18 protein-coding genes and 4 pseudogenes are annotated in these 23,339 nt (G+C 71.8%); 11 read left to right on the plus strand and 11 right to left on the minus strand.

Features of this window, described 5'->3' with window-relative positions; translation table 11 throughout:
- Nucleotides 1–569: 569 nt before the first annotated feature.
- Both ACWEO5_RS10150 and ACWEO5_RS10155 read right to left on the minus strand, forming a co-directional pair.
- Nucleotides 570–1,633 (minus strand): annotated as a pseudogene (locus ACWEO5_RS10150) (IS630 family transposase).
- Nucleotides 1,634–2,047: 414 nt separating this feature from the next.
- Nucleotides 2,048–2,524 (minus strand): macro domain-containing protein, encoded by a 477-nt coding sequence (locus ACWEO5_RS10155; protein ID WP_452161936.1) that lies wholly within the window; start codon nucleotides 2,522–2,524, stop codon nucleotides 2,048–2,050.
- A gap of 265 nt (nucleotides 2,525–2,789) precedes the next feature.
- Between ACWEO5_RS10155 and ACWEO5_RS10160 the strand changes: the two are divergent.
- The 3 pseudogenes from ACWEO5_RS10160 to ACWEO5_RS10170 all read left to right on the plus strand — a co-directional run.
- Nucleotides 2,790–3,780: pseudogene (locus ACWEO5_RS10160) on the plus strand (IS630 family transposase).
- Between the two features lie 149 nt (nucleotides 3,781–3,929).
- Nucleotides 3,930–5,105: pseudogene (locus tag ACWEO5_RS10165) on the plus strand (IS3 family transposase).
- A 40-nt stretch (nucleotides 5,106–5,145) separates the two neighbouring features.
- Nucleotides 5,146–5,232: pseudogene (locus ACWEO5_RS10170) on the plus strand (IS5/IS1182 family transposase); the annotation flags it as partial.
- Nucleotides 5,233–5,264: 32 nt separating this feature from the next.
- Here ACWEO5_RS10170 and ACWEO5_RS10175 read toward each other — a convergent pair.
- A complete protein-coding gene (locus tag ACWEO5_RS10175) occupies nucleotides 5,265–5,573 on the minus strand; it encodes a DUF7677 family protein (RefSeq protein WP_452161938.1) in 309 nt (102 codons plus the stop codon).
- Nucleotides 5,574–5,852: 279 nt separating this feature from the next.
- A complete protein-coding gene (locus ACWEO5_RS10180) occupies nucleotides 5,853–6,692 on the minus strand; it encodes an IS5 family transposase (protein WP_452162032.1) in 840 nt (279 codons plus the stop codon).
- A 366-nt stretch (nucleotides 6,693–7,058) separates the two neighbouring features.
- On the opposite strand from ACWEO5_RS10180, the gene ACWEO5_RS10185 reads away from it, so the two are divergent.
- On the plus strand, nucleotides 7,059–7,421 hold the full coding sequence (locus tag ACWEO5_RS10185; RefSeq protein ID WP_452161940.1) for a hypothetical protein: 363 nt from the start codon (nucleotides 7,059–7,061) through the stop codon (nucleotides 7,419–7,421).
- A 267-nt stretch (nucleotides 7,422–7,688) separates the two neighbouring features.
- Complete coding sequence (locus tag ACWEO5_RS10190) at nucleotides 7,689–7,859, plus strand: hypothetical protein (RefSeq protein WP_452161942.1); 171 nt, start codon at nucleotides 7,689–7,691, stop codon at nucleotides 7,857–7,859.
- 100 nt (nucleotides 7,860–7,959) lie between these two features.
- Here ACWEO5_RS10190 and ACWEO5_RS10195 read toward each other — a convergent pair whose 3' ends face one another.
- The 4 genes from ACWEO5_RS10195 to ACWEO5_RS10210 all read right to left on the minus strand — a co-directional run bounded on the left by ACWEO5_RS10195 (nucleotide 7,960) and on the right by ACWEO5_RS10210 (nucleotide 13,994).
- The gene (locus ACWEO5_RS10195) at nucleotides 7,960–8,976 is read right to left on the minus strand and encodes a hypothetical protein (RefSeq protein ID WP_452161944.1); all 1,017 of its coding nucleotides are present in this window, start codon (nucleotides 8,974–8,976) and stop codon (nucleotides 7,960–7,962) included.
- Nucleotides 8,977–9,030: 54 nt separating this feature from the next.
- Nucleotides 9,031–10,983 (minus strand): hypothetical protein, encoded by a 1,953-nt coding sequence (locus ACWEO5_RS10200; RefSeq protein ID WP_452161946.1) that lies wholly within the window; start codon nucleotides 10,981–10,983, stop codon nucleotides 9,031–9,033.
- A 369-nt stretch (nucleotides 10,984–11,352) separates the two neighbouring features.
- Nucleotides 11,353–12,837: an FAD-binding protein gene (locus tag ACWEO5_RS10205; protein ID WP_452161948.1), complete on the minus strand. Its 1,485-nt coding sequence runs from the start codon at nucleotides 12,835–12,837 to the stop codon at nucleotides 11,353–11,355.
- Between the two features lie 335 nt (nucleotides 12,838–13,172).
- Complete coding sequence (locus tag ACWEO5_RS10210; RefSeq protein WP_452161950.1) at nucleotides 13,173–13,994, minus strand: AfsR/SARP family transcriptional regulator; 822 nt, start codon at nucleotides 13,992–13,994, stop codon at nucleotides 13,173–13,175.
- A gap of 289 nt (nucleotides 13,995–14,283) precedes the next feature.
- Between ACWEO5_RS10210 and ACWEO5_RS10215 the strand changes: the two genes are divergently transcribed.
- A complete protein-coding gene (locus ACWEO5_RS10215; RefSeq protein ID WP_452161952.1) occupies nucleotides 14,284–15,018 on the plus strand; it encodes a ScbR family autoregulator-binding transcription factor in 735 nt (244 codons plus the stop codon).
- Between the two features lie 18 nt (nucleotides 15,019–15,036).
- Here the strand turns inward: ACWEO5_RS10215 and ACWEO5_RS10220 are convergent, their stop codons facing one another.
- Nucleotides 15,037–15,864 carry a hypothetical protein gene (locus ACWEO5_RS10220; protein WP_452161954.1) on the minus strand — a complete coding sequence of 276 codons (828 nt, stop codon included), beginning with the start codon at nucleotides 15,862–15,864 and terminating at the stop codon, nucleotides 15,037–15,039.
- 123 nt (nucleotides 15,865–15,987) lie between these two features.
- Nucleotides 15,988–17,403 carry a DHA2 family efflux MFS transporter permease subunit gene (locus ACWEO5_RS10225; protein WP_452161956.1) on the minus strand — a complete coding sequence of 472 codons (1,416 nt, stop codon included), beginning with the start codon at nucleotides 17,401–17,403 and terminating at the stop codon, nucleotides 15,988–15,990.
- Nucleotides 17,404–17,548: 145 nt separating this feature from the next.
- Here ACWEO5_RS10225 and ACWEO5_RS10230 point away from each other — a divergent pair, with 145 nt between their 5' ends.
- From ACWEO5_RS10230 to ACWEO5_RS10240, 3 genes are all read left to right on the plus strand, one after another.
- Nucleotides 17,549–18,058 (plus strand): MarR family winged helix-turn-helix transcriptional regulator, encoded by a 510-nt coding sequence (locus ACWEO5_RS10230; RefSeq protein WP_452161958.1) that lies wholly within the window; start codon nucleotides 17,549–17,551, stop codon nucleotides 18,056–18,058.
- A 261-nt stretch (nucleotides 18,059–18,319) separates the two neighbouring features.
- Complete coding sequence (locus tag ACWEO5_RS10235) at nucleotides 18,320–19,147, plus strand: alpha/beta fold hydrolase (protein ID WP_452161960.1); 828 nt, start codon at nucleotides 18,320–18,322, stop codon at nucleotides 19,145–19,147.
- A gap of 153 nt (nucleotides 19,148–19,300) precedes the next feature.
- The gene (locus ACWEO5_RS10240; protein ID WP_452161962.1) at nucleotides 19,301–20,881 is read left to right on the plus strand and encodes an alpha/beta hydrolase; all 1,581 of its coding nucleotides are present in this window, start codon (nucleotides 19,301–19,303) and stop codon (nucleotides 20,879–20,881) included.
- An 82-nt stretch (nucleotides 20,882–20,963) separates the two neighbouring features.
- On the opposite strand, the gene ACWEO5_RS10245 is transcribed toward ACWEO5_RS10240, so the two are convergent.
- The gene (locus tag ACWEO5_RS10245; protein WP_452161964.1) at nucleotides 20,964–21,767 is read right to left on the minus strand and encodes a metallophosphoesterase; all 804 of its coding nucleotides are present in this window, start codon (nucleotides 21,765–21,767) and stop codon (nucleotides 20,964–20,966) included.
- A gap of 118 nt (nucleotides 21,768–21,885) precedes the next feature.
- On the opposite strand from ACWEO5_RS10245, the gene ACWEO5_RS10250 reads away from it, so the two are divergent.
- Together ACWEO5_RS10250 and ACWEO5_RS10255 are read left to right on the plus strand one after the other, a co-directional pair.
- The gene (locus ACWEO5_RS10250; RefSeq protein WP_452161966.1) at nucleotides 21,886–22,377 is read left to right on the plus strand and encodes a hypothetical protein; all 492 of its coding nucleotides are present in this window, start codon (nucleotides 21,886–21,888) and stop codon (nucleotides 22,375–22,377) included.
- Between the two features lie 100 nt (nucleotides 22,378–22,477).
- Nucleotides 22,478–23,305, plus strand: a complete 828-nt coding sequence (locus tag ACWEO5_RS10255; protein ID WP_452161968.1) for a hypothetical protein — start codon at nucleotides 22,478–22,480, stop codon at nucleotides 23,303–23,305.
- The last annotated feature ends 34 nt before the right edge of the window (nucleotides 23,306–23,339 follow it).

Here is a 23,339-nt window from a genome sequence, read left to right on the forward strand (position 1 = left end):
GGGACCCGCTCCGCGGGTCCCTCCGCGCCTTCGGCGCTCCGGTGCGCCGAGCGCTCCGCGCTCGGGCATCCGCGCTCCGCGCGGATGCGGACCCGCTCCGCGTGTCCGGCGATCGGCTTCGCCGATCGCGGCCGGGCGCTTCGCGCCCGGCTCGGGGCGCGCCTCCGCTTCGCTCCGGCGGCCCGGGCGGCTGATCATCGCTCAACTCGTCCAGGTGGATAGCGGGTTGATGGAGGAACGGCCTTCGGCTGGGCTGACTAGGGCAAAGGCCCGGCCTGGTGCGCACGGTACAGGCCGGCAGGGGCGAGCCCGGAAAGAAAACCACACACGTATACGGGTACGCAGGTGCGCGGGTACCGGCCTGTACCAACCCAAGAACAGACGTGGCCAACCAACCCCACCCCCACACCTGCATCACTTCCACACGCCAAACCACCCCGCCCACCCCAACACCCCCACCCCGAACCAGACAAGGCCGAACACCAGCCAGCACAACCACCGACCTCGCTACAGACCACCAGAACAAAATGGTCAAGCCCCAGCTACTGAACTTGAATGCGTGAAGTCGGTCAGCCATCCATGATCAGGCCGGTCTCGGTGAGGCAGCCGTCGACCAGGTCCGGGCGGTACTGGATCTGCTTGAGCCGGCGCTTCACGGCCCGGGTGATGTGGCTGAGGTCGGCGGCGGCGAGGTTGCCGATGTCGCGCTTGACCAGCTACCAGATGCCCTCCTGCGGGTTCAGGTCCGGCGCGTAGGTGGGCAGCTGGAACACGGTGAGCCATGAGGAGTTCGCCTCGATGAACTCCCGCAGCGGCTTGGTCAGGTGGAGGCGGACGTTGTCCCACACGAGGACGATCGGGCCGCCGAGCTGGGTGCGGGCGCGGACGATCGGGTCGCGGAAGTCGCGCCGGCCGAAGCCCTTCGGCTCGTCCTTGCGGCCCCGGTACTCGCGGATCGCGTAGATCAGCCGGGACCGCTCGCCCGGCTTGTAGCAGGTCATGCCGGCCATCGACACCCGGCCCGAGCCCCGGCCTCGCACCCGCACCACGGGCGTCTGCCCGATCCGGCCCCAGGTCCTGGCACGCGGCGGCGTCATCGACTGCCCGGCTTCGTCCTCGAAGACCAGCCAGGCTCCGAGCTCCGCTGCGATGCTCTTACCCGCGGCCAGGTCTCTTTCTTCCACACCTCGACCGCCGCGTCGTCGCGCTCGATCGCCCGGCGGGCAGGCTGCTGCCAGGACCAGCCGCGCCGCTTGAGTAGCTGCCACGTGCCCTCGACGGTGTACGAGACGTGGAACAGCCGACCGATCAGCGCCTTGATCCGCGCGAGCGTCCACCGCTGGTCCGCCCAGCCGTGGGCGAGCGGTCCACGCTCCAACTCCCTTTCCAGCCTGGCGATCTGGGCCAGACTGAGCCTCGGGCGGCCCGGTGATCCCTTCGACCGGACACCGGCCTCTCCGCGCTCGCGCCAGGCCCGGCGCCACCGCTCCACCGACCGCCCACTCACCCGCAGCGCGGCAGCGATCCCCCGGTTCTTCTCCCCACCCCCGAAGCGTTCCACGGCCTGCAGCCGGATCCGCTCACGCGCGGCCCTCTCGGCGTCGGTCAACCCGCCGCCCTGCGCATACCTCACAAAGGCAGGACTACCGGAGCCCGCCCACCGCTGTCAGGCAAACGGCTCCGACATCACCCAATCAAGTTCAGTATCCAACGGATCGAAGCGGAACGATCTTGGCCTTCCGGCCGATCGCCTTCGCGGTCAATCCGTAATAACGCACGTTCCCAACCCGCTTACGCTCCTCAAGGAACCCAGCCCCGATAAGCTCCTTACGAGTACGCGAGAACACCGTGGGCTGCCAGCCAAGACCACCGGCGGTGTCGTTCCGCGGATCTGTCCGGTTTGATCACGTGATGCCGAAAGTGGCACACGCCACGCCCCGGCGGCCATGCCTACAGGTGGGCGTGCGAAGCGGTCGCCGCAGAGCCCGGACCATCACGTTCCCGGGGCCGGCGCCGCCTGAGGGAGCGTTGGTGGTTGCCAGTGCTGTCAAGCCAAGTCGTAGACCGTGACGGGCACCTCACGCCGGATCAACTGCTCCACGATGAGGGGCTCGACCAGTTCCCAGCGACCGCCGGCAAGCCCGCAACCGATCCGCGGCATGTGCACCGAAGCTCGGAGTTGCAGCGCACGTTCGGCGACGATGGCGAGGGCGGCGCTGATGGCCTCGTACCTGACAGGTGGGGTGCTGCTGGGGCGGTAGCCGTGCTGGCCGATCATGTTGGCAACGAGGAAGCTGTCCTCTGCGGGCACGAACTGCACCGCGCCGAGCGCGAAGCCGCTGGTCTCCCGGTCGTGGTACCAGGCCTTGTATGCGGCCCTGGTCTGCGGCCAGCGTCGGGCGAGCGGCAGCACGAAGCCCTTACCCCAACCGCCCGCATCGTTGCAGACGTGCGCGATGATCTTCGGACCTTCACCCTGGGGTACGGTTGCGTCACCGACGACATAGCTGATCTCCTGAGCCACAGCGCGACTCTAGCCAGCGGGTCCGACAGTCCACCACAGCATTACGAAAATCAGCTCAGCAGAGCAAAGCCATTACGAAAAGCTACCCGGATTGATGCTAGCCAAATAGCGGGCGTGACTCGCTTGTTCGCCGGGCGGAGCAAACAGAAACGGGCATGGCCGCCGGATGATCACGAGATGTCGAGTACCTACTGACTTCGGCGCATCAGGATGAATCTGTGCGAAGTGCCTGATGAGCCTCAAGCGGTGGCTGCACCGGTGATGTGTGAGACATGCGGATAGGGGCGGGCTGACCGCCACAGGACGACTGCGTCGGGAGTCGGCGCGGATACAAGCAGCCGAGTCGTTCGAACAGGAGGTCAAACCGGCGGAGGTAGCCCGACTGGACCACGGTACCGCCTGTCGCCGCGCTGTCTGGAGGAACTCGCCGCGTATCTGGACCAGGGTCCGGCCGCGCACGGCTGGGTGGAGGACCAGGTCTGGACGGCCTCGCGGGTGGTCACGCTGATCGGGCGGAAGTTCCACGTCACCTACAGTGTCTCCGGGGCGATGCGGCTGCTGCACCGGCTCGGTTTCAGCCCTCGGGTCCCCACGCGCCGGGTGGCCGAGCGCGACGAGCAGGCCGTCGCCGCATGGAAGGAGGTGACCTGGGCGGAGGTAAAAGCGCCAGGGCGGCCTGCGGAGGCTGCATCTGCTTCGAGGACGAGGCAGGCTTCACCCGCCAACCGCCCAAAGGACGCACCTGGGGCCGACGTGGCCGCACCCCGATGGTGACCGTCAGCGACCGCCGCGCGGGACGCCTGTCCGTGGCGGGACTGATCGCGACGCGGCCCAGATCGCGCCCCCGGCTGTGCCACCGCCTTGTCACCCACCCCATGGGCAAGGGCAGGCGCCGCAGCATGGGCGAGCGCGACTTCATTGCCCTGGTCGACGGCGTCCAGCAGCTCGTCAAGGCGCCGATCGTGCTGGTCTGGGACCGCCTGAACACCCATGTCTACCGCACCATACGCGAGTTGGTCGCCGAGCGCACCTGGCTGACGGTGTTCCTGCTTCCCGCCTGCTCGCCTGACCTCAACCCCGTCGAGTGGGTCTGGGCACACGTCAAACGCAGCTTCGCCAACCTCGCCGCCATGTCCCTCGACCGACTCGAAGCCCTCGTCCGCAACCGGCTCAAACGCCTGCAGTATCGCCCCGACACCCTCGACGGCTTCATAGCCGGCGCCAGCCTGATCCTCGACACCCCAACCTCACCCTGACGCGCCGAAGTCAGTAAAGATGTCAACAACGAGTAGCTCTCCGGCTCTTCAGTAAAGCCCTAACTGGTTCAAGCAGTCTGAGCTGCTCTGAGTTTGGTGGAGTCCCCAAATCCAGGGTTACGATCCCGGCGTAAGGAGAACCATCTGCTGTGCCAGCACCACGCAAGTACCCCGACGAGCTCCGTGAGCGCGCGGTTCGTGAGGTCCGCGCCACGGGCTGCCCGATCGTGCACGTCGCGCGGGACCTGGGCATCCACCAGGAAGCCCTGCGGAACTGGGTCCGCCGGGCCGAGGCCGACGCCGGAGAGCGCGACGACCGGCCGACCAGCAACGAACTCGAAGCACTCAAGCAACTCCGTCAGGAGAATGCGGAGGTGCGGCGGGCCAACGAGATTTTCAAGGACGCCAGCGTGTTTTTTGCCCAGGAGATCGACCGTCCCCGGACGAGGCCGAGCAGGTGATCGCCCCCGCGTGACGGCTTCGGGGTCGATCCCGTCTGCCGGGCGCTGGACCTGTCGCCGTCGACCTACTTCGCCCGCAAGCAGCGTCCGAAGTCCGACCGCCGGCTGCGCGACGAGCAGCTCATGCCGCTGATCGCCCAGGTCCACGACGAGTCCGGTGCCACCTACGGCGCACGGAGGATCACCTGCGCGCTCCGGCGCAAGGGCGTCGAGGTCGCCCGGTGCACGGTCGAGCGGCTGATGGCCGAGCTCGGCATCGAGGGCGTCATCCGCGGCCGGCGACGTCGCACGACGATCCCGGACCCGGCCGCGCCGAGGCCGCCGGACCTGGTCGACCGTGACTTCAGCGCCGAGCGGCCCGACCAGCTGTGGGTCGCGGACATGACCTACGTGCGGACCTGGTCGGGCCGGGTCTACGTCGCGTTCGTCCTGGACGTGTTCTCGCGGACGATCGCCGGATGGCAGATCGCTGACCACATGTGGACCGAACTCCCCTTGGACGCGCTGGAGATGGCTCTGTGGCGGCCCCACTCCGGGCTGATTCACCACAGCGGCAGAGGGTCGCAATACGTGTCCATCCGCTACACCGAACGGCTCTCCGAGATCGGCGCTGCCGTGTCGGTCGGCTCCGTCGCGGACTGGTACGACAACGCGATGGCCGAGGCGCTGAACGGCACTTTCAAGGCCGAGCTGATCGAGATGCAGGGCCCGTGGACCGGCTTCGAGCAGGTCGAGCGGGCGATCTTCCGGTGGGTCACGTGGTACAACGGGGAACGGCTCCACCCCTCCCTCGACTACGTTCCGCCAGCCGAGTCCGAACACGACTACTGGCGAAGCCAGGAAGCAACACTGCAGTCCGCCTGAACACACGATCACGGACCCCACGAAACTCGGGACAGCTCACCTCAGTGACTGCCACCTACGCGGGACCGGTGTACACCAGGCCGTGCTCGGCGTTGCACGGCTCCACAACCGCGCGCTCGCCGGATAGGACAGCTGTATGGAGGCCCGTCCTGCACAGAATCAATGGAGTTCGCATTCCCACGGTTCGATATCCGGCTCACCCGGCGGAAGCTCTCCCTTGCAGTACTGGTAGAGCCACGTTGCCGCCCTGCGCTCGGCGTGCTTTTCGTTGACCGGCTCGCCCCGTTCGTCCAGTTCGAGGACGTTGGCGAAGATGGCGAAGCAGATCTCCGCCTGAGAAGGGGACTCACGGAGTTCTTCCCAGTAGTCGATCCCTTCCAGCATCGGATGACCCACCGAGCCACGGGCGAGCCATCCGGCGAAGCGCCGGAAGGCACCTGAGGTACCGGGACTGAGGTGTGAAGGCATGCCATGAATCTAGCCTCAGCCGGCCAGGGTCAGAGCACCGGCCTGGCTCCGGCCACTCCAGAGCTGACGGTGCCAACCACACCAGGCCTGACGGAACAACCATATAGGGGAGGGCTGCCCGCCGACTGCATGTCGGACCGGCCGGGGCTCGACTGGTGTCGGCGGGCAGCTGCCAGTCGTCTGCCCCCGCCCCGGCAGATCATGCCACCCCGCCGGGCAGCCGCCCTCCCGCATACGTGCTTCACTTCTGACTGGGCGTTTCATCCCTGAGGCTGGGGCTCAGGTTCCGCGCCAGGTTGGGGTGATCTCGCCGGTGAGTCGGCGGGTCATGAGGCTGATCATGGCGATGTGCACCATGGCTTCGGAGCGGGCTGGGAGTGCCTCGTAGTCGCGGGCGAGGCGTCGGTGGTTCATGAGCCAGCCGAAGGTCCGCTCGACGACCCAGCGTCGGGACTGAACAACGAATCCCCTGGTGGCGGGGTCGCGTCGGACGATCTCGACATCGATGCCCAGTGTGGCGGCGTGTTCGACGACGGCGTTCTTGTAGCCCATGTCGGCCCAGGCCTTGCCGACGGTCGGGTGCTCGGCCGCGACCGCGGTCAACAGCTGTCGGCCGGCGGTGTTGTCCTGGACGCTCGCGGCGGTGACCAGCACCACGAGCAGCAGGCCGATCGTGTCGGTGACGATGTTGCGTTTTCTGCCGACGATTCGCTTCCCGACATCGGCGCCCTGGCCTGCGGCAGGGACATTCGTGGAGGTCTTGATGCTCTGCGAGTCGATGATGCACGCCGTCGGTTCCGGATCGCGGCCCTCGGCGGCGCGAACCAGGCGGCGTAACAGACCATTGAGCTGCTCGAACACTCCTTCCTTCTGCCACCGGGCGAAGTAGGCGTAGACGGTCTCCCAGGGTGGGTAGTCGTGCGGGAGGTAGCGCCAAGGGATGCCGGTGCGGTCGACGTACAAGATCGCGTCCAGGAGGTCCCGAAGCTCGTGCTCGGGAGGCCGGCCGAACGCGAGGGCCCGCTCGGTCCGCGCTCGGCGCCAGGCGGTGAGAGCGGGCTCGACGAGGGCCCAGCGGGCATCGGACAAGTCGCTCGGATACGGTCGACGATCCGTCATGATGACGGCATACCGCAGGATCGCCCCTCTGCCCAGCGTGCGCGGCTTTCGAGAGACGAACAGGCTCAGACCCGGCATCCGTGGATGAGACAGGAGAAAGCACACAGTTCCGGCGGACATTCGCACAACAGCAGCACTCCCGCCTCCGAGGCCCCAAGCGCCACCGAATGCCAGCAGCCCAAGCAGCCCGAAAACCAGGATCAACCCACCCGATCACGGGTGAAACGCCCAGTAAGAAGTCGTCTCATTTGGGGATCATCCGGAGGAATCCGCCGAGCCAGGCGACGGTGGGCTCGATGACCCAGCGGTGGGGGACTCGATGCCTCGGCGGGCGATCCGGGCGGGCATCTGGGCGTCGGGCATCCGATGGTGGTCAGCGGGCCGGGTGAGGCCCCGATCGACGTCGAAGAACAGACCAATGATGCCCGCTTCCACTTCGCACGAATACGCACCGGTCTGCCCGACGAGGTGGCCGACGCTTCGGCGTTGCGCGGCTGGGGTGACACGGACGGTGCGGACACGCTCGCCTGGATCGCCGTCGATCCGGATCCCGACCGATGGCCGGTTGTGGTGTGGAGCCGGTCCAAGGGTCAATGGCTGGTCCAGGAGTGCGGAATGGCGGAGTTCTTCGTCGGCCCGTTTACGGGCGAGCTCGCCCGGTGTCCGCTGAGTGACAGGTCGCTCTGGGGTCACTTCGAACAGGAGTACATCCCCTGGTGGGGAGAGTGACTGCCAGTCAGCGGCGCCGGCCGCACGGGCTGACGCGCTTGCAGTGGGGATCCCGTGGTCGACCCGGGCGACCACCCGGGTACCGTCGTCCGTGCTGACGGCTGCGTGGAGAGGTAGCAGCTCGCTGTAGGCCCGGAGCCAGGCGCTCGGCGATCGGCACGCCCGAAGCCCACTGGCCCGAGTGAGATGACTTCCAAGGGCGTCCGCCGGTAGATGCCGGCAGCAGGGCAGGCATGGTTCACCCGATCATGGAGTTCTCTACGGTTCATGATCATCGAGGATCCGCGCCTCGCCAAAGCGGCCGTCGAGTTCTTCCTCGTCCGGGCCGCCGCCGTCGTTCACGGTCCGCTGCCTGATTCGACGCGCCTGGGCCTTCTACCGCTGGAACACCCGCCCTCGGAGCCCACTCATCCGATGTCCTACCGGCGGACGCCCTGACTTGAGGTGCGCGGGGTTCGCTTCGGCGACCGCGCGGAGCGTCCGGCCCCGCGCCCGCCGGTGTGGTCGGACGCTTTCCGGGGGCGCCGGGGGCGGGGCGTCAGAGTGGTAGTGAGAGGAGCGTGTAGCCGCCGATGTCGATGTCGTCGCAGACCTGGGTGAGGCGGTGGACCACGGCGGCGGCGCCGGTGCCTCCGAGGGGAGCGGTCAGTTCGACGGTGGCGGTCCCGGCGGCGGGGAGGTCGACCTCGGCGACCGGTCGGCCGAAGTCGTGGCCGGCTGCCCGGCGTTGACGCAGGTCGTCGAGGACCGCGTCCGGGTATCCGCCGCAGCGGGCGTCGGCGTCGACGGCGGCGTCACCGATCCACAGGTCCTGGCCCGGTTCCCGTCCGGTGACCTCGGCGCCCAGGGCGGCGAGCGGCTCGGCCAGGACCGGGTCGTCGACGTGGAACAGGGTGTCGGCCGGGGAGAGCGGTAGGCCGAAGCCGGGGAGCCGTTCGAACCCGGTGATCTGGAAGGTGCGCACGCACAGGGTCGTCCGGGCGTCCTCGCCGAACGGGTTGGCCAGGGTGAGGACGATCCGCTGCGTTTCGCCCTGCGGCGACAGCACGGTGACGTTGCGCTGGCCCACGTGCCGGTCCAGGTCGGGCCGGAAGGTGCTGGTCAGCGGGTCCGACAGCGAGGCGATCTCGACCACCAGGCATTCGTGGCCGCCGTTGACGAACACCGGGGTCCAGGGTGTCGTACAGGTCAGCGTCTCGGCGAGGCCCGCGGCGATCGGCGTGCGCTCCGAGGTGCCGATGAAGGTCGCCTGCTGGGGCGTCAGACCGGCGGACGGGTCCGCCCACCAGAACTGGGCGCGTACGCCGGGGGCGGCCGCGTGGCCGAGGTTCTGTGCGGTGACCGACACCGTCACGGGGTCGCCGGCCTGCACCCTCCCCCAGGTGTCGGCGGGTGCCACCGCGATGTCCGGGCTGGCGTAGTAGACGGCGCCGGGGGGCAGGGGCCGTGCCCCCTGGTCGCCGGGTGCGGCCCGCACGACGAGCCACGGGGTGTAGGTCGGCGGTGGTCCCTCGCCCTGGGGGCGGCGGGGCGTGTCATCGGCGGGCGGTGTCATGGTGGGCCTCCCTTCGCATTCCCTGGCGTCGTTCCCGGCGGTCGTTCCCGGCGGTCATTCCCGGACGACGGGGCCGGGGTGGCCGGCCGCGTCCTGGAACACCCAGGTCGGCCAGCCGATGCCGCGGTCCCCGTCGAGGTCCCAGTCGAGGAGCTGGGTCGTGGGGCTGCCGATCAGGGCGACCGCGACGTCGACGGCGTTGCCGAAGGCGCCTTGCGGGCTGCCGTTCGCTTCGGCGCGCTGCATCCGCAGCTGCCACTCGGCGGCGTCGAGGACGGTGGGCTTGCCGCCGGCGGGCGCGGCGAGCGGGTTGTTCTGGGTGGACGGGAACCGCGGTACGGCGCCGGGTCCGGCGTCGGTGAAGGTGAAGCCGTCCACGAAGTGCAGCGGCCACCACGGGCCCTCCGGGTAGGACATCTGCGCGGGTGGTTCGAGCGGCTCGGTCGGGTACTGCGGCCAGTTGCTCTCGTCCGGCGCGACGGGGGTCCACAGCGCGGCGGGGTAGCCGTCCCCCTCCTGCGCGGACGGGCTGCGGCAGGTGCCGAGCGCGGAGTCCGGCGGGACGACGGTGCCCCAGGTCTGGAACTGGATCTCGTTGTGGGCGAGTTGCACCGCGTACGGCGGTCCGAGCCCGCTCGTGCTGAGCAGGTCGTGGAACGCGTTCTCCAGGCGGGCGAGGAAGGAGTCCGTCCAGCCGGCCTGGCAGCGCAGGTTCTCCCAGCCGGGGTCGGTGGCGTCGTCCAGCAGTTCGACCGCCGCCCAGATCAGCGCCGCCGCCGCGGCCAGTCCGGCCAGCAGGTACTCCGCCACGGCGAGGATCGCCGCCGCGATCGCGCTCGCGATCTCCGGGACGGACGGGTCGGGCTGGGTGACCGGCGGCTGCGGGACGGACGTGCCGCCGACGACCACGCTGCCGTCCACCTCGACCCAGTCGGGGCGGTCGCCGCAGGCGTCCGGCTCCTGGATCCGGTGGGGCGGCGTCGAGCCGAGCAGCGCCGCCGAGCTCGTGATCCAGGTGGTCAGCCAGGTCATCGCGTACGCGCCGTCGAGGCCGGGCCCGTCGACGCCCGGCGAGGGCGGGTCACCGACCGCGTCGTGGTAGCTGTCCAGCCAGAGCGTGAGGAGTTCGGGCGGCAGGAAGCCGGTGAGGGGGACGCCGTCGCGGACGGCGTTCAGCACGAGGTCGGGTGCGATCCCCCCGATGGCGAACCGGTCCTGCAGTTCGGACCCGGCGATGTCGTCCCAGGTGCCGCACGGCGGGAGCGGTACCCGGCCGCCGGTGCCGGCCGGGAAGACGATCTCCTGGCCCGCGGCGCGCACCCGTTCCCTGGTGCGGTAGTAGCCCCACACCCAGGCGTCCACGTGGTGCGACACCCAGCGGTGGCGCCACCAGTGGGTCCGGTACGGCGACCCGACCACCCCGTTGACGAACGGGTTCCCGCACAGCGCCCCGGCGTACCCCGCGGTGGCGCCCAGGCCGAAGGCCCGGATCCGCGGGTCGCCCGAGGCGGCGGCCTTCTGCCGCAGCGCGTGCCAGAACGTCCCGGTGCGGTGGGCGTGCACGGTGTCGCGCGGCACCCAGGTGCCGGCCGGCCGGGCCTTGGGGCGCGGCCGGGTCTTGAGGATCGCGTCCTTCAGCGTGGACCTCAGGCCGCTGATCGAGGCGAACTGCCCCTGCAGGGCGGTCACCACGTCGGGCAGCCCCCGCAGGTCGTCCTTCATCGCCAGGAGCGCGAGTTGGTCCTTGTCGCGCACGGCGTGCTCGAAGCGGCCGAGCACGTCCTTCAGCGTGCGGAGGTTCGCCGCCATGCCCGGGGTGCCGGGGGTTCCCGCGAGCAGCCCGAGGACCGGCGCCCACACCCCGAACATCGGCGCGCTGCCGGCGGCGGCCGCTGGGTGGGTCGGCAGGAAGTCCCCGAGCGCCGGACCGAGCGCGCCGAGGCGGAAGAACGGCAGATCGGCGTCGTCCGGCACCGGGCCACCGCCGGAGCGGAGGGAGTCGAGCACGAGATCTGCAACCGTCAGCTGCGTGGGCACGCCGGTCACGACGCTTCACCTCTTCACGGGAAGCCGACGGCGGCCACAGGCGCTGGCGTCGCGTCATGCTCCACCGCAGGCCGTACGAGCGCGGTACTTCCACCGTGCCCCCGTCCTCACGCGGACGCAATCGGGGCGTTCGCGCAGTCGACCGGACCCGGTCCGCGGACGCGGACGCGGTTCGGGTGGACCTCGGTGCCCGGTCCTCCACGGGGGCGAACGCGCCCCGGGGGCGCTGCCTCCCTCCAGGGCCGGGAGCCTCCAGGGCCGGGAACCGGAGGACCGCCCCGCCGGGATGGGAGCCGGGGCGGGGCGGTCCCTCGGGTCGTGGGCCCGGTCTCAGAAGATTCCGGGGCCGGGGTTGAGGACGTGGCGGGGGTCGTAGCGTTCCTTCGCGCGCCGGAACTCGGGCCACGCGGCGCCGTAGTGGGCGATCCAGTCGGCCTTGGTGAAGGCGAGCGCGCCGATGGGGTAGCGCGAGCCGCCGACGGTGCGGGCCTTGCGGTAGAGCTCGGCGTTGCGCTGGAGCCGGTCGGTGGCGAACGCCGGGTCGGGGCCGGGGGCGGCGGAATTGTCGAGGATGTCGAAGAGGTACATCCACGGGGTGGAGTCCGCCCGGGGTTCCCGGAAGGCGGGGTGGTCGACGCCGTTGCGCTTCGCGGGGATGAGCAGGAGCAGGGAGCCGGGCGCGTAGTCGTGGGGGTCGAGTTCGGCGAGCGCGTCCTGTGTGAACCGCTCGATCTCCGAGGCGCTGAACCAGACGTCGAACCAGGGCTTGACCAGGTGGTCGTAGTCCAGGGCGGCGTCCATCTGGGCGACCAGCCGGTTGACCTGGTTGACCCAGTCCGGGTAGCTCAGGTCGAAGACCGTGGCGGCGGACGGGGGCTGGCTGAGGCCGCGCAGCAGGTGCTCGCCGTCGGGCGGGGAGCCGGGCGTGACGGGCACGCTGATGATGAGTTGTCCCACGAAGGAGGTCGCGGCCGGGGCCCAGGTGAGGTAGGCGCCGAGGACCTCTCCGCGTTCGGTGAGGGTGCGCAGGTCGCCGACGGCCCCGTCGCCGGTGGGGTAGGTGAACTGGTACGTCCTCATCTCGGGTTGCGCCGGCACCAGGTCGAGCTTGGCGCGCACGATGATGCCGCACTGTCCGAGGCCGCCGAGCGCGGCCTTGAAGAGGTCCGCGTGCCGGTCGGCGGAGCAGACCAGGACCTCGCCCCGTCCGGTGACGACCTCCAGTTCCTGGACGTGGTCGATCTGCAGGCCGCGGGATCCGGCGCCCGGGGAGGCGCCGCCGACCGAGAGCGTGCCGGCGATGGTGAGTTCGGTGTAGCCGGTGAACAGCGGCGGGGTGAGCCCCCGGGCGAACGCGGCGGTCATCAGCTCCGTCCACAGCACGCCGCCGTCGACGTCGGCTCCCTGCGGGCCGATCCGGTGGATGCGTTTGAGCGCGCGCATCTCGATGACCAGGCCGTTGTCGTTGAGCGACTGCCCGTAGGTGGTGTGGCCCTCCCCGCGCGCCGACACCTTGATGCCGCGGTCCGCGCAGAACCTGACCATCTTGGCGATGTCGCCGACGGACCCGGGCCGCAGGACCGCGCCCGGCGTGCGGGTCACGATGTGCCCCTGGTCGATGCTGTCAGCGGCTCTGCTGGCGGCGTCGAGGAGGATCTCACCGTCCAGGCGGGGCAGCCGGTCGAACGGGCCGGCGGCGGCGTCGGCCACCCAGGTCGCGGCGGCCGCGCTGAAGCCGACCGCCGCGACGCCGAGCGTCGCCCCCCTGACGAGCGCGCGGCGCGACAGCCCCTGCGCGCGGGTTTCCTTCTCCATTGCTTCCCCCTCGGTCCCGGTCGCACGGACGGGTCGTGAGGATGCGGTCGGCAGCGAGCGGGCAGCGTGCCGTACCGGGCTCAGGAGGTCCGTACGATGATCGAATCGAGCTGGAGGCTAGCACCGACTCGCGGGGTTCGTACATGCGCTGACAGATCGTTCGATTTCGAACGGGCATGATCCCCTCCGCGTTGTTTGAGCACAGACAACAAAGAGGAGTGAGAGCCCCGCCCGCGATTCCGTGCACGACCGGAGAAGGACGCCACCGTCCCGCAGTACCGCCGCGGCTCGCGGCTGCGGCGCGTGGAAAGCGTCGATCAGCGGGGCGGGGTGGGTCAGCCCTGTCGGCTGAGCTGCTCGGCGGCTCCGGCGGGGACGTGGTGGAGCGTGAGTGCGGGGGCGGCGGCCAGGATCGAGCGCTGCAGCCGCCGCAGGGCGGCGGACGGTTCCGCGCCGAGCTCCCGGTGCAGTGCGTTGCGCAGGCGCCGGTAGACCTCCAGGGCTTCGCCGCGCCGGCCGGAGCGGTGGAGGGCGAGCATGAACTGGCCGTGCAGGTTCTCGTGGGTGCGGTGCCGCAGGACGAGCACGGTGAGTTCCGCGAGCAGTTCGCGGTGCCGGCCGAGTCCGAGGTCGGCTTCGATCCGCCGGTCGAGCGCGTACAGCCGGATCTCCTCCAGGCGGCGGCGGTGCATCTCCAGTTGCGGGCCGGTCTGCACGTCGGTGAGGGCGGCGCCGGTCCACAGGGCGAGCGCGCCGCGCAGTTCGCGGGCGGCTCCGGAGTGGTCGCCGACGTCCATGGCCCGGTGGCCGCGGGCGGTCCGGTGCTCGAACTCGCGCACGTCGCTGCGACCGCCCGCGAGGTCGAGCAGGTAGCCGCCGGGCAGGGTGGTCAGCACGTCCTTGGCGGTGCGGGGGCCTCCGGCGGGCAGGGCGGCCTCGATGAGTTCGCGCAGTTGCAGGACGTAGGTCTGCAGCGTGGTGCGGGCGCTGCGGGGCGGGGTCCTCCCCCACAGCTCCTCGAACAGGGACGCCACCGGCACCACCTGGTTGGCGTGCAGGGCCAGCAGGGCCAGGACCTGGCGGGTCTTGGGCGCGGTGGGCGCCACCGGCGTTCCGTGTTCCCTGACGTCCAGCGCGCCCAGAACAGCGATGTCCACGTCGTCTCCTGTACGTACGTGAGTGGTGGTCGGTCAGGTTTCGCGCGGTTCGTTCGCGCCTTCCGTCCTGACCGGGCATCAGTAGAAAACGGGACGGGCGGTTTGTCAATGATGAATGCTTCGCTCCGCTTCACTCTCCGCCCTGGATAGGGGAGTTGACAGATCGCGTGGCTTCGCGGGTCGGAGCGCGGAGGCCCTGTCGGTCGGCTTGCCTTGCGCTTTAGGATACGAACTGAGCGGTTTTTTAATCGACATCGGCCTGTCCACAACAGCAGGTCGAGGAGGCACAGTGGCGACACAAGACAGGGCCACCCGCACCCGCAGGACCATCCTGCGGGCCGCGGCACAGGTCTTCGAGGAGCGCGGTTACCAGGCGTCGACGATCTCCGAGATCCTCGCCGCCGCAGGGGTGACCAAGGGGGCGCTCTACTTCCACTTCCAGTCCAAGGAGGAACTGGCACGCGGCGTGCTCACCGAGCAGGACATGCGGATCGTCGTCCCCCGACGCCCTTGCCGGACGCAGGAGTTGGTGGACATGTGTTTCACCCATACCCACCTGCTGCAGACCGATCCGATGGTCCGGGCCGGCGTGCGCCTCTCGCTGGACCAGCAGGCCACCGGGATAGACCGGGCCTCGGCGTTCCGCAGCTGGCGCGCGATCGTCACGGACGTGCTCGAACAGGCGCGGGCGCAGGGCGAGTTGCTTCCCCACGTGGTGCCCGGGGAGACCGCGACGGTACTGGTCGGGGCGTTCGGCGGCGTGCAGCAGATGTCCCAGGCGATGACCGACTACCAGGACCTGGCCGATCAGATCGCCGCGCTGCTGCGGCACATGCTGCCCAACGTGGTGCTGCCCTCGGTACTGGCCGCGCTGGACCTGGCCCCGGACCGCGGTGCGCGGGTGCACGCCGAGCTCGCGGCCGCACCGGCGGGCGGGGCGGTGGAGGGATCGGTGGGCGATCCCGGCGCTGCGGGCGGGCCGGCGGGCGGAGCGGCGGAGGTCCGGCCCGTCGGGGTGGGGTGACCGACCGGGCGGTCGGTTCTAGCGGAGCCTCAGGAAGCGGTGCAGCGAGGCCGTCATCGCGGTGACGAACGCCTCGCGCTGCGGCGGCGGGACGGCCTCCAGGGACAGGTAGGGGTTGAGGTCCTCCAGTTCCACCAGCAGGAGGTCGCCCGCCGTGGTGCGGCAGGCGTCCACCCGCTGGATGCCGTGGTCGAGGGTGTTCCACTCGATGAAGCGGCGGGCGAAGGCCAGGTCCTCGGGGGTGGGGCGGTAGGGGACCAGCTCCCACCGGCGGGCCGGGTCCGGGGCGTGGAGGGCGTACTGGAAAGCGTCGTCGACGAAGTAGAAGGAGACTTCGTGGTCGAAGTCGACCAGCGGCTGGAGCAGTCGGCCGTCCCAGTCCAGCCCGGGCAGGGCCGCGCGGTCGACGGGGGTGAGGCCGATCGAGTCGGCGCCGGTCCTCGGCTTGGCCAGGTAGCGGTCGACCTCCGGCAGCAGGCCGAGGTCCTCGGCGCGGTCGACGGTGGGGATGACCGGGAACCCGGCCGCCGTCAGGTCGAGCAGGTAGCCCTTGCCCGCCATGTCGCCGCGGCCGGTGAGCGGGTTGTAGACCCGGGTGCCGCACTCGGCGGCCCGTCGGCGGAACTCCTCGTACTCCCGGCGGTAGTGCAGGACGGGCCCGCTGTTGCGGACCACGACCGCGTCGAAGCCCGGCATCAGCGCGGCCGCGTCCTTCGGGTGGCACAGGGCCAGGTCGAAGTGCTCGCGCAGGCGTGCGGTCAACTGGACGTCCTCGTCGCCGTAGCGGCGGCCGCGCGCCGGGTAGGCGAGGTCGGTCACGAACAGGATCCTCGAACGCTCGGACACGCTGGCGTCCTCTCCGGTGGGCGGGCGGCCACTCTATGCGGCGAAGGGGCGGGGCGGGAGAGGAGAGGGGGAAGGGGGACGGCGGCCGGGGAAGGGGTGGTGCCCCTCCCCCGGCCGGTGCGTTCAGCGGCCGGGGCGGTCGGCCTTCTGCCGGAGGCGGGCCCGCGGGCGGGAGCCGGAGGCCGCGGTGCGGGGCGCGGCGGTGCGGGCCGGGCCGTCGGGCATGGTGAAGGCGAACAGGCCGGCGGCGACGGCGACCGCGGCCAGGACGTAGTAGCTGAGCTGGTAGGAGGCCAGCGGCGGTTGGGCGCGCCCGGCGCCGCTGGCGCCGAGAACCAGGACGGAGGTGACGACGGCCGGGGCGAGGGCGTTGCCGGTCTGCCGGACGACGGTGTTGAGGGTGGCGGCGTGGGCGATGTCGGCGCGGTCGACGGTGCTGAACGAGGCGATGGTGGTGGGGATGAAGACCGCGCCCATGGCGAGGCCGAGCAGGAACATGTAGCCGCGGAAGGTCCACAGGCTGGTGTCCGCGTCGGCGGTGGCGAACAGCAGCATCACGGCGGCGACGCCGAGCAGGCCGGTGCCGATGATCAGGCGCGGGCCGACCCGGTGGTAGACCGCGCCGACCACCTGCATGGTCACCAGGACGCCGAACGCCTCGGTGAAGGTGGTGCTGCCGCTGTCCAGCGCGGAGCCGCCGCGGGCCTCCTGGATGAAGATCGGCCCGAGGAACATCGCGCCCATCATCGGCACGTAGCCGACCAGGCTGATCAGGTTGGTGTCGCGGAACAGCCGGTCGCGGAACAGGCGCAGCCGCAGGACCGGTTCGGGCGTGCGCAGTTGCTGCCGGACGGCGGCGGCGAGCAGGGCGGCGCCGGCGGCGAGCGCGCCGATCACCTGGGGGCGGTCCCAGCCGAGGTCGGGGCCGGCGCAGACGCCGTACATCAGGGTGGCGGTGGCGGCGCCGCACAGCAGCAGGCCGGGCAGGTCGAGGCGGCCGGCGCTGTGGTCGCGGTGCTCGGCGAGGAAGAGGGCGCCGAACAGGACGGCGGCGGTGCCGAAGGGCACGTTGACGTAGAACACCCAGCGCCAGGACAGGCTGGTGATGAGCAGGCCGCCGAGCAGCGGGGCGATGGCGGGGGCGATCTGCTGCGGGATGACCATCAGCCGGGAGAGCCGGACCTGTTCGGCGTGGCTGAAGGTGCGGAAGAGCAGGGCCTGCGAGGTGGGCATGAGCAGGCCGGCGGCGAGTCCCTGCAGGGCGCGGGCGCCGACCAGGGCGGTGAGGTTCGGGGCGGCGCCGCACAGGCCGCTGGCGGCGGTGAAGGCGGCGAGGGAGAGCAGCAGCGTGCGGCGGCCGCCGTGGCGTTCGATCAGCCAGGCGGAGGCCGGGATCATCATGCCCAGGCAGACCGGGTAGATCACGACGACCCCGGTGAGGGCGGCCGGGGTCAGGTCGAACTGCCGGGCGATGCTGGGGAGGGCGACGGTGGTGATGGCGCCGTCGATGATGCAGATGAAGGTGGTCAGGACAGCCATGATGGGCACGACACGGCGCTGGCCCAGGCGGGTGCTCATAGAAGCTGAGCATACTCACTATGATGTTGCTCAGGAAACCTGCGGGACTGCGGAACCCGAGGTCTTCGGGGGCCGGCGGACCCGAAGCGGATGGAGAAGTCACGGCATGGCAGAGGAAGCGGCCGCGCGACAGCGGTTCGGCAGCAGCGACGTCCTGGTGGACGAACTGTTCGCCACCACCCACCGGTTGCGCGTCTTCGTGGACGGCAGGCTGCGCGAGCACGGCGCCTCGGTGGCCCGGCTGCGTACCCTGCGGGTACTGGCCCTGGCGGGCGAGCCGCTGCGCATGCGCGACCTCGCCGAGCACGTGGGCAACGCCCCCCGCACCACGACCACCATCGTCGACAGCCTGGAGCGCGACGGGCTGGTCGAGCGCGTCCGGCACCCCTCGGACCGGCGGGCGTTCCTGCTGACCCTCACCGAGGAGGGCGCGCGCTGCCACCGGGAGGCGGAGGAGCTGGACCGGGCCGCCCTCGCGGCGGCCACCGGCGCGCTGAGCGGCGCCGAGCGCGAGCAGTTGCGCGCCCTGCTCGGACGCATCCGCGCCGCGGTGGACACCGAGGGCGCCGCGGCGGACGGCGCCGGGGCCGCGGGCCCGGAGCGGGACGACGACTGAGCCCGGCCGCCCGACCACGCGTCGGACTGCCGGGGCGGAAGGGGTGGCCGGAGCGGAAGGGGTGGCCGGAGCAGCAGGGGCCGCCGGAGCAGCAGGGGTTGCCGGAGCAGCAGGGGTTGCCGGGCGCCGCTGCCTGGGCGTACCGCTGCCTGGGAGCGCCGCTCCCAGGACGGGCGCTCCGCTCCCCCCGCGCCGGGCGGGCGGCCATGCTCGGAGCGGGCCGGGAGGGACCGGCGGCGACGAGTGGGAGGAGCGCGTCCGATGAGGGAATCCGTGCTGGAGGTGCCCGGTGCGCGGCTGCGGCACTTCGTCCGCGGGACGGGGCCGGTGCTGGCGCTGGTCGCCGGGGGCCACGGGGACGCCGGGGTGACCGACGCGCTGGCCGCCCGGCTGGCCGACCGGTACACCGTGGTCACCTACGACCGCCGCGGGCTGTCGGGCAGCGCCGTGGACGAGCCGGGGCGGACGACGGTGGCGGTGCACGCCGAGGACGTGTCGCGGTTGCTGGCGGCGGTCACCGGGGAGCCCGCCCTGGTCTTCGGCAGCAGTCTCGGCGGGCTGGTCGCGCTGGAGTTCGCGCTCCGGCACCCCGGGCGGGCCCGCGCGGTGGTCGCGCACGAGCCGGCGGCCGTCCGGTTGCTGCCGGGGCCGGAGCGGGCCGTGGCGCTCCGGGACCTGTCGGGGGCCCGGGAGGCGTTCGAGGCGGCGGGCGTCGATGCCGCGCTGCGCAGGTTCGCGGAGTTCGCGGGCATCGATCCGACCGATCGCGAGCCCGACGCCCCGGTGCGGGCGCGGGGGCCGGAGCAGGTGCGCAACGCGGAGTTCCTGCTGCGGTACGACCTCGCGTCGCTCCGGGAGCACCGGCTCGACCTGGCCGCGCTGAAGGGTTCGGGCGTGCGGGTGGTGGCCGGGGTCGGCGAGAACTCGGGCCGCTTCTGGCCGCACCGGTGCGGCGAGTTGCTCGCCGCGGAGCTGGGCACCGGCTGCTCGGTCTTCCCCGGCGGGCACAACGGGTACGCCTTCCGTCCGCGGGCGACGGCGCGGCGGCTGCACGAGGTGCTCGGCACGCTGGGGAGCGGCACCGGGTGAGGGTGCGTCGGCTGAGGGGAGGTCAGTGGGCGGGGACGGCTCCGGAGGAGGGGGCGGGGAAGGGGTGGCGGAGGCCGTACGGCGGCGGTTTGATGACGAATTGATAATCAGAGGACTCGGGCGGCGGTCGGATGGTACTCATACGCGGTGATCATGCATACCTCCCGGTCGATCCGCCGGGTGCTCCCTGCCGCCGCCCTGGCGCTCCTGCTCGCCGCCTGCGGCAGCTCCCCCCACCAGAACAACGCCGCCCAGCCCACCGGCTCGGCGAGCCCCTCGGCCTCGCCGAGCCCGAGCCCGAAGCCCACCGGGGCCGACGACCCCGCGCTGAAGGGGTTCTACACCCAGCAGATCGCCTGGGCGCCGTGCGCGGACGACCCGGCGACCGACAAGGTCGACGAGTCCGCGCTCCAGTGCGGCCGCCTGAAGGTGCCGCTGGACTACGCCGCCCCGGCCGGGGAGGGCATCGAGGTCGCGCTCTCCCGCAAGCCCGCGACCGGCTCCGACCGGCTCGGCTCGCTGCTGCTCAACCCGGGCGGTCCGGGCGGCTCCGGCATCGAGCAGCTCCAGTACAGCGGCGACGCGTACAAGGACCTGAACGCCCGTTACGACCTGGTCGGCTTCGACCCGCGCGGGGTCGGCGCCAGCACCGCCGTGCACTGCCTGGACGACGCCGCGCACGACACCTGGGCGCTGTCCGACGACCGCGCGGACGACCGGGGCAAGGCGTACGCGGACGCCTGCGCGGCCAACTCCGGCAAGCTGCTCGCGCACGTCGGGACCGCGGACGCCGCCCGCGACCTGGACGTGCTGCGCGGCGCGCTGGGCGACCCGAAGCTCAACTACCTGGGCTTCTCCTACGGCACCTACCTGGGCGCCAGCTACGCCGAGCAGTTCCCCGACCGCACCGGCCGGCTCGTCCTGGACGGCGCCGTCGACCCCACCGCGGACCAGCTCGACCTGCTGGTGCAGCAGTTCGCGGGCTTCGAGAAGTCGCTGAAGGCCTTCGCCGCGGACTGCGCCAAGCAGTCCCAGTGCAGCCTCGGCAAGGACCCGGACAAGGCCGCGCAGAAGCTCGCCTCCTTCCTGGACGGCCTGCGCGAGCACCCGCTGAAGGTCGGCAAGGACCGCGAGCTGACCGAGACCGCGGGCTGGACCGGCACGCTGAGCATGCTCTACGGCAACCAGCAGTCCTGGACGTACCTGCGCAACGCGATCGACTGGGCGATCCTCCGCGACAAGGGCGACTACCTGCTCAACATGGCGGACGGGTACAACGGCCGCGACGACAAGGGCCACTACAGCAACATGTTCGACGCCTACACCGCGATCCACTGCGACGACCCGGGCGCGGAGACCCCCGGCGCCGACCGGCTGCAGGCCGCGCTGGCCGAGGCCCACAAGCAGGCCCCGCTGGTGAGCGCGCACTTCACCGAGGCGAACCTCTTCGACCCGGACTGCCGCTCCTGGCCGTACCGCTCGACCGAGCAGCCGCACGTCGTCAAGGCCACCGGCAGCGCGCCGATCCTGGTGGTCGGCTCGACCGGCGACCCGGCCACCCCGTACGCCTGGTCGGAGAAGCTGGCCTCCGGCTTCGCCAACGCCACCCTGCTGACCCGGGACGGCGACGGCCACACCGCGTACAACAAGAGCACCTGCATCAAGGACGCCGTGAACGGCTTCCTGGTCAACGGCGTCATGCCGGCCGCGGGCACCCACTGCCCGACCTCCTGACGCTCCGTCACCGCCCGGTGCGGTCGGGCCCCGCCGGGACGGCTTCCCGGCGGGGCCCGACCGCCGTCGGGGCCGGGGGTGTTCAGCGCAGGCGGGTGAGCAGGATCCGGCCGCCTTCGTAGACGCCGCCGTCGATGGCGACGACCCGGCCCCCGGCGTAGCGCAGGGCTTCCCGGACGTGCTGCGGGGGGATGCCGAAGTGCTTGGTGAGGGTGCTGTGGCCGTGCACCAGGACGGTGCCGCCGAGGGTGCCGAGGACCCGGGCGACGGGGTCGTGGGGGTGGCCGGTCCGGGCGCCGCGGAAGGCGCCGCGGGAGCTCATCAGGCGGCTGAACTCCAGCCAGGCTTCCGGGCGTTCGTCGGTGAGCGCGCGGGCGGCGGCGGCGTTGACGGCGGCGACGCTGGCTCCGAGTTCGAGGTACTGGGTGGTGTCGGAGTGGACCAGCAGGTGGTCCTCGACCAGGGCGGCGGCGGGCAGCGCGGCGAGCCAGGCGAGGTGGGAGGGGGTCAGCCGGCGCAGGTCGTCCTCCTGGCCGCCGAAGCGGGACCAGCCGCCGTGGAACCCGCCGGGCTGGTCCCAGCCGGGGACGGGGGCGGTGCCGAAGCGGTGGGCGGCGAGCAGCTGCACCTCGTGGTTGCCGAGCAGGGCGCCGACCCGGCCGCCGGCGTCGCGGGCCTGGGCGGCGAGGCGGCGGATGTCCTCGATGACGCCGATGCCGTCGGGGCCGCGGTCGACGTAGTCGCCGAGCATCCAGAGCCGGGCCCGGCCGCCGCACCAGTGGCCGTCGGCGTCGGCCAGAGCGGCGCCCCGCAGTGCGTCCAGGAACTCCGCGCGGTGGCCGTGGACGTCGGCCGCCGCGTACAGCGGGGCGGGTGAAGGGGGCACGGCGGGACGCTATCAGGGTGCGGGTGGGACAAGTGGTGTGGACGGGACCGGTGTTCCGGTACGGTACGTCAGCCGCACGGCTCTTTATGCATACCTTATGTCCATACTTGGGGTTTCCGTGAACATCGATTTCAGCCTCGACCCGACGTTCTCCTGGTACGTCGTCCTGCTTCTGATCAGCGGTCTGCTGACCCTCATCGTCGGCCTGGTGCCCGCCTCCGGGCTGAGCGTCGGCTGGCGGGTCCTCACCGTGATCGCCGGTCTCGCCTTCTTCGGCTACGGCGTCTACCTCGCCTTCTTCTTCGAGGGCGAGCGCTACACCATCATCTTCAAGGCGTTCATCGTGCCGATCGCACTGCTCGTCAACTTCTTCCGCTCGCTGAGCAACCGCAAGAAGGGCGGCGCGCCCGTGCCGCCGCAGGCCGGTTACCCGGTGCCGCCGCAGGCCGGCTACCCGGTCCCGCCGCAGGCCGGTTACCCGGTGCCGCAGCAGCCCGGCGCCCCGGTCCCGCCCCAGGCCGGCTACCCGGTCCCGCAGCAGCCCGGCGCCCCCGTGCCGCCGGCCGCCGCGCCCGCGGCCCCGCAGACCGCCGGCGAGCCGAGCGCCTGACGGGCCGTTCCCCGGGCCGACCGGGGCTGTTGACGGGCTTTACGTGTTCATGGATAGTCTCACGCGCGGGAGCGCCCCGCGGGTGGGAAGGGGTGGCGGAATGGGAGTCGACGGGCTGACGGCGTCCGGTGCGCGGGAGGCGCGGGTGGATCCGCGGCTGAGCGACCGGGTCGTCGAGGCGCTGCTGCTGGTCGGCCTGCCCGTCGCGCACGGCGGGCACGGGCCCGGCGTCCACCTGCTCCCCACCGGAGCCGACGCCGCCGCGGGCGGCTCCGACCCGGAGCGGTGGCCGCTCACCCTGCGCTGGCTGTGCTCCGCCCGGCTGGAGGACGCCGCGGCGGCGGGGGGTGACGGTCCGTGGCCCCGGACCCGGCAGGTGGTGGTGGACAGCCTGGAGACGGCGCTCGCCGAACTCCTGCCGTCCCTCGGCCTGCGCGCCACTCGGGCCACCTCGAACGGACCCACCCTGGTCGGTCCCGAAGCGGACCCGGGAGCCGGGGAAGCAGACGCGCCCGGTGCGCCCGGTGCGTCCGGTGCGTCCGGGAGCGTCGTGGCCCCCACCGGAGCAGCGACGCTCCCGGCGGACGCCGTCGCGGCCGTCCGCCGCAGCGCCGCCCTGGCGGGACTGCCGCTGGCCCTGGGTCCCCGGGCGGCCGGGGTCGCGCTGGCGGTCTGCGCGCCCCTCCGGGCGGAGGCGGCGGCAGAAGCGGCGGCGGACGCGGAGACCGGGGCGGCGGCGGATCCGGTCGTCGACGTCGCCTGGCGCTCCTCGCCGCAGCTGCCCGGCAGCCCGCCCGTGGCCACGGCCGTCCGGGAGGCGATGCACCACGCGGTGGGCACCGCCCTGACCGCCTGCGGGCTGCGCACCTCCTGGCACCGGCCGCCGGACGGCCCCCCGCACCTGCACGCGGCCGACACCCGGGCGTGAACGTGGTCCGGACCCCGATCGCGGGTCCGGACCG

This window comes from Kitasatospora sp. NPDC004272 (assembly GCF_053603035.1).

Bases quoted from the DNA above. Each gene is read 5' to 3' on its own strand.
- ACWEO5_RS10175 (WP_452161938.1), bottom strand. From the start codon at position 5,573: ATGCCTTCACACCTCAGTCCCGGTACCTCAGGTGCCTTCCGGCGCTTC.
- ACWEO5_RS10180 (WP_452162032.1), bottom strand. From the start codon at position 6,692: ATGACGGATCGTCGACCGTATCCGAGCGACTTGTCCGATGCCCGCTGG.
- ACWEO5_RS10185 (WP_452161940.1), top strand. From the start codon at position 7,059: ATGGTGGTCAGCGGGCCGGGTGAGGCCCCGATCGACGTCGAAGAACAG.
- ACWEO5_RS10190 (WP_452161942.1), top strand. From the start codon at position 7,689: ATGATCATCGAGGATCCGCGCCTCGCCAAAGCGGCCGTCGAGTTCTTC.
- ACWEO5_RS10195 (WP_452161944.1), bottom strand. From the start codon at position 8,976: ATGACACCGCCCGCCGATGACACGCCCCGCCGCCCCCAGGGCGAGGGA.
- ACWEO5_RS10205 (WP_452161948.1), bottom strand. From the start codon at position 12,837: ATGGAGAAGGAAACCCGCGCGCAGGGGCTGTCGCGCCGCGCGCTCGTC.
- ACWEO5_RS10225 (WP_452161956.1), bottom strand. From the start codon at position 17,403: ATGGCTGTCCTGACCACCTTCATCTGCATCATCGACGGCGCCATCACC.
- ACWEO5_RS10230 (WP_452161958.1), top strand. From the start codon at position 17,549: ATGGCAGAGGAAGCGGCCGCGCGACAGCGGTTCGGCAGCAGCGACGTC.
- ACWEO5_RS10235 (WP_452161960.1), top strand. From the start codon at position 18,320: ATGAGGGAATCCGTGCTGGAGGTGCCCGGTGCGCGGCTGCGGCACTTC.
- ACWEO5_RS10240 (WP_452161962.1), top strand. From the start codon at position 19,301: ATGCATACCTCCCGGTCGATCCGCCGGGTGCTCCCTGCCGCCGCCCTG.
- ACWEO5_RS10255 (WP_452161968.1), top strand. From the start codon at position 22,478: ATGGGAGTCGACGGGCTGACGGCGTCCGGTGCGCGGGAGGCGCGGGTG.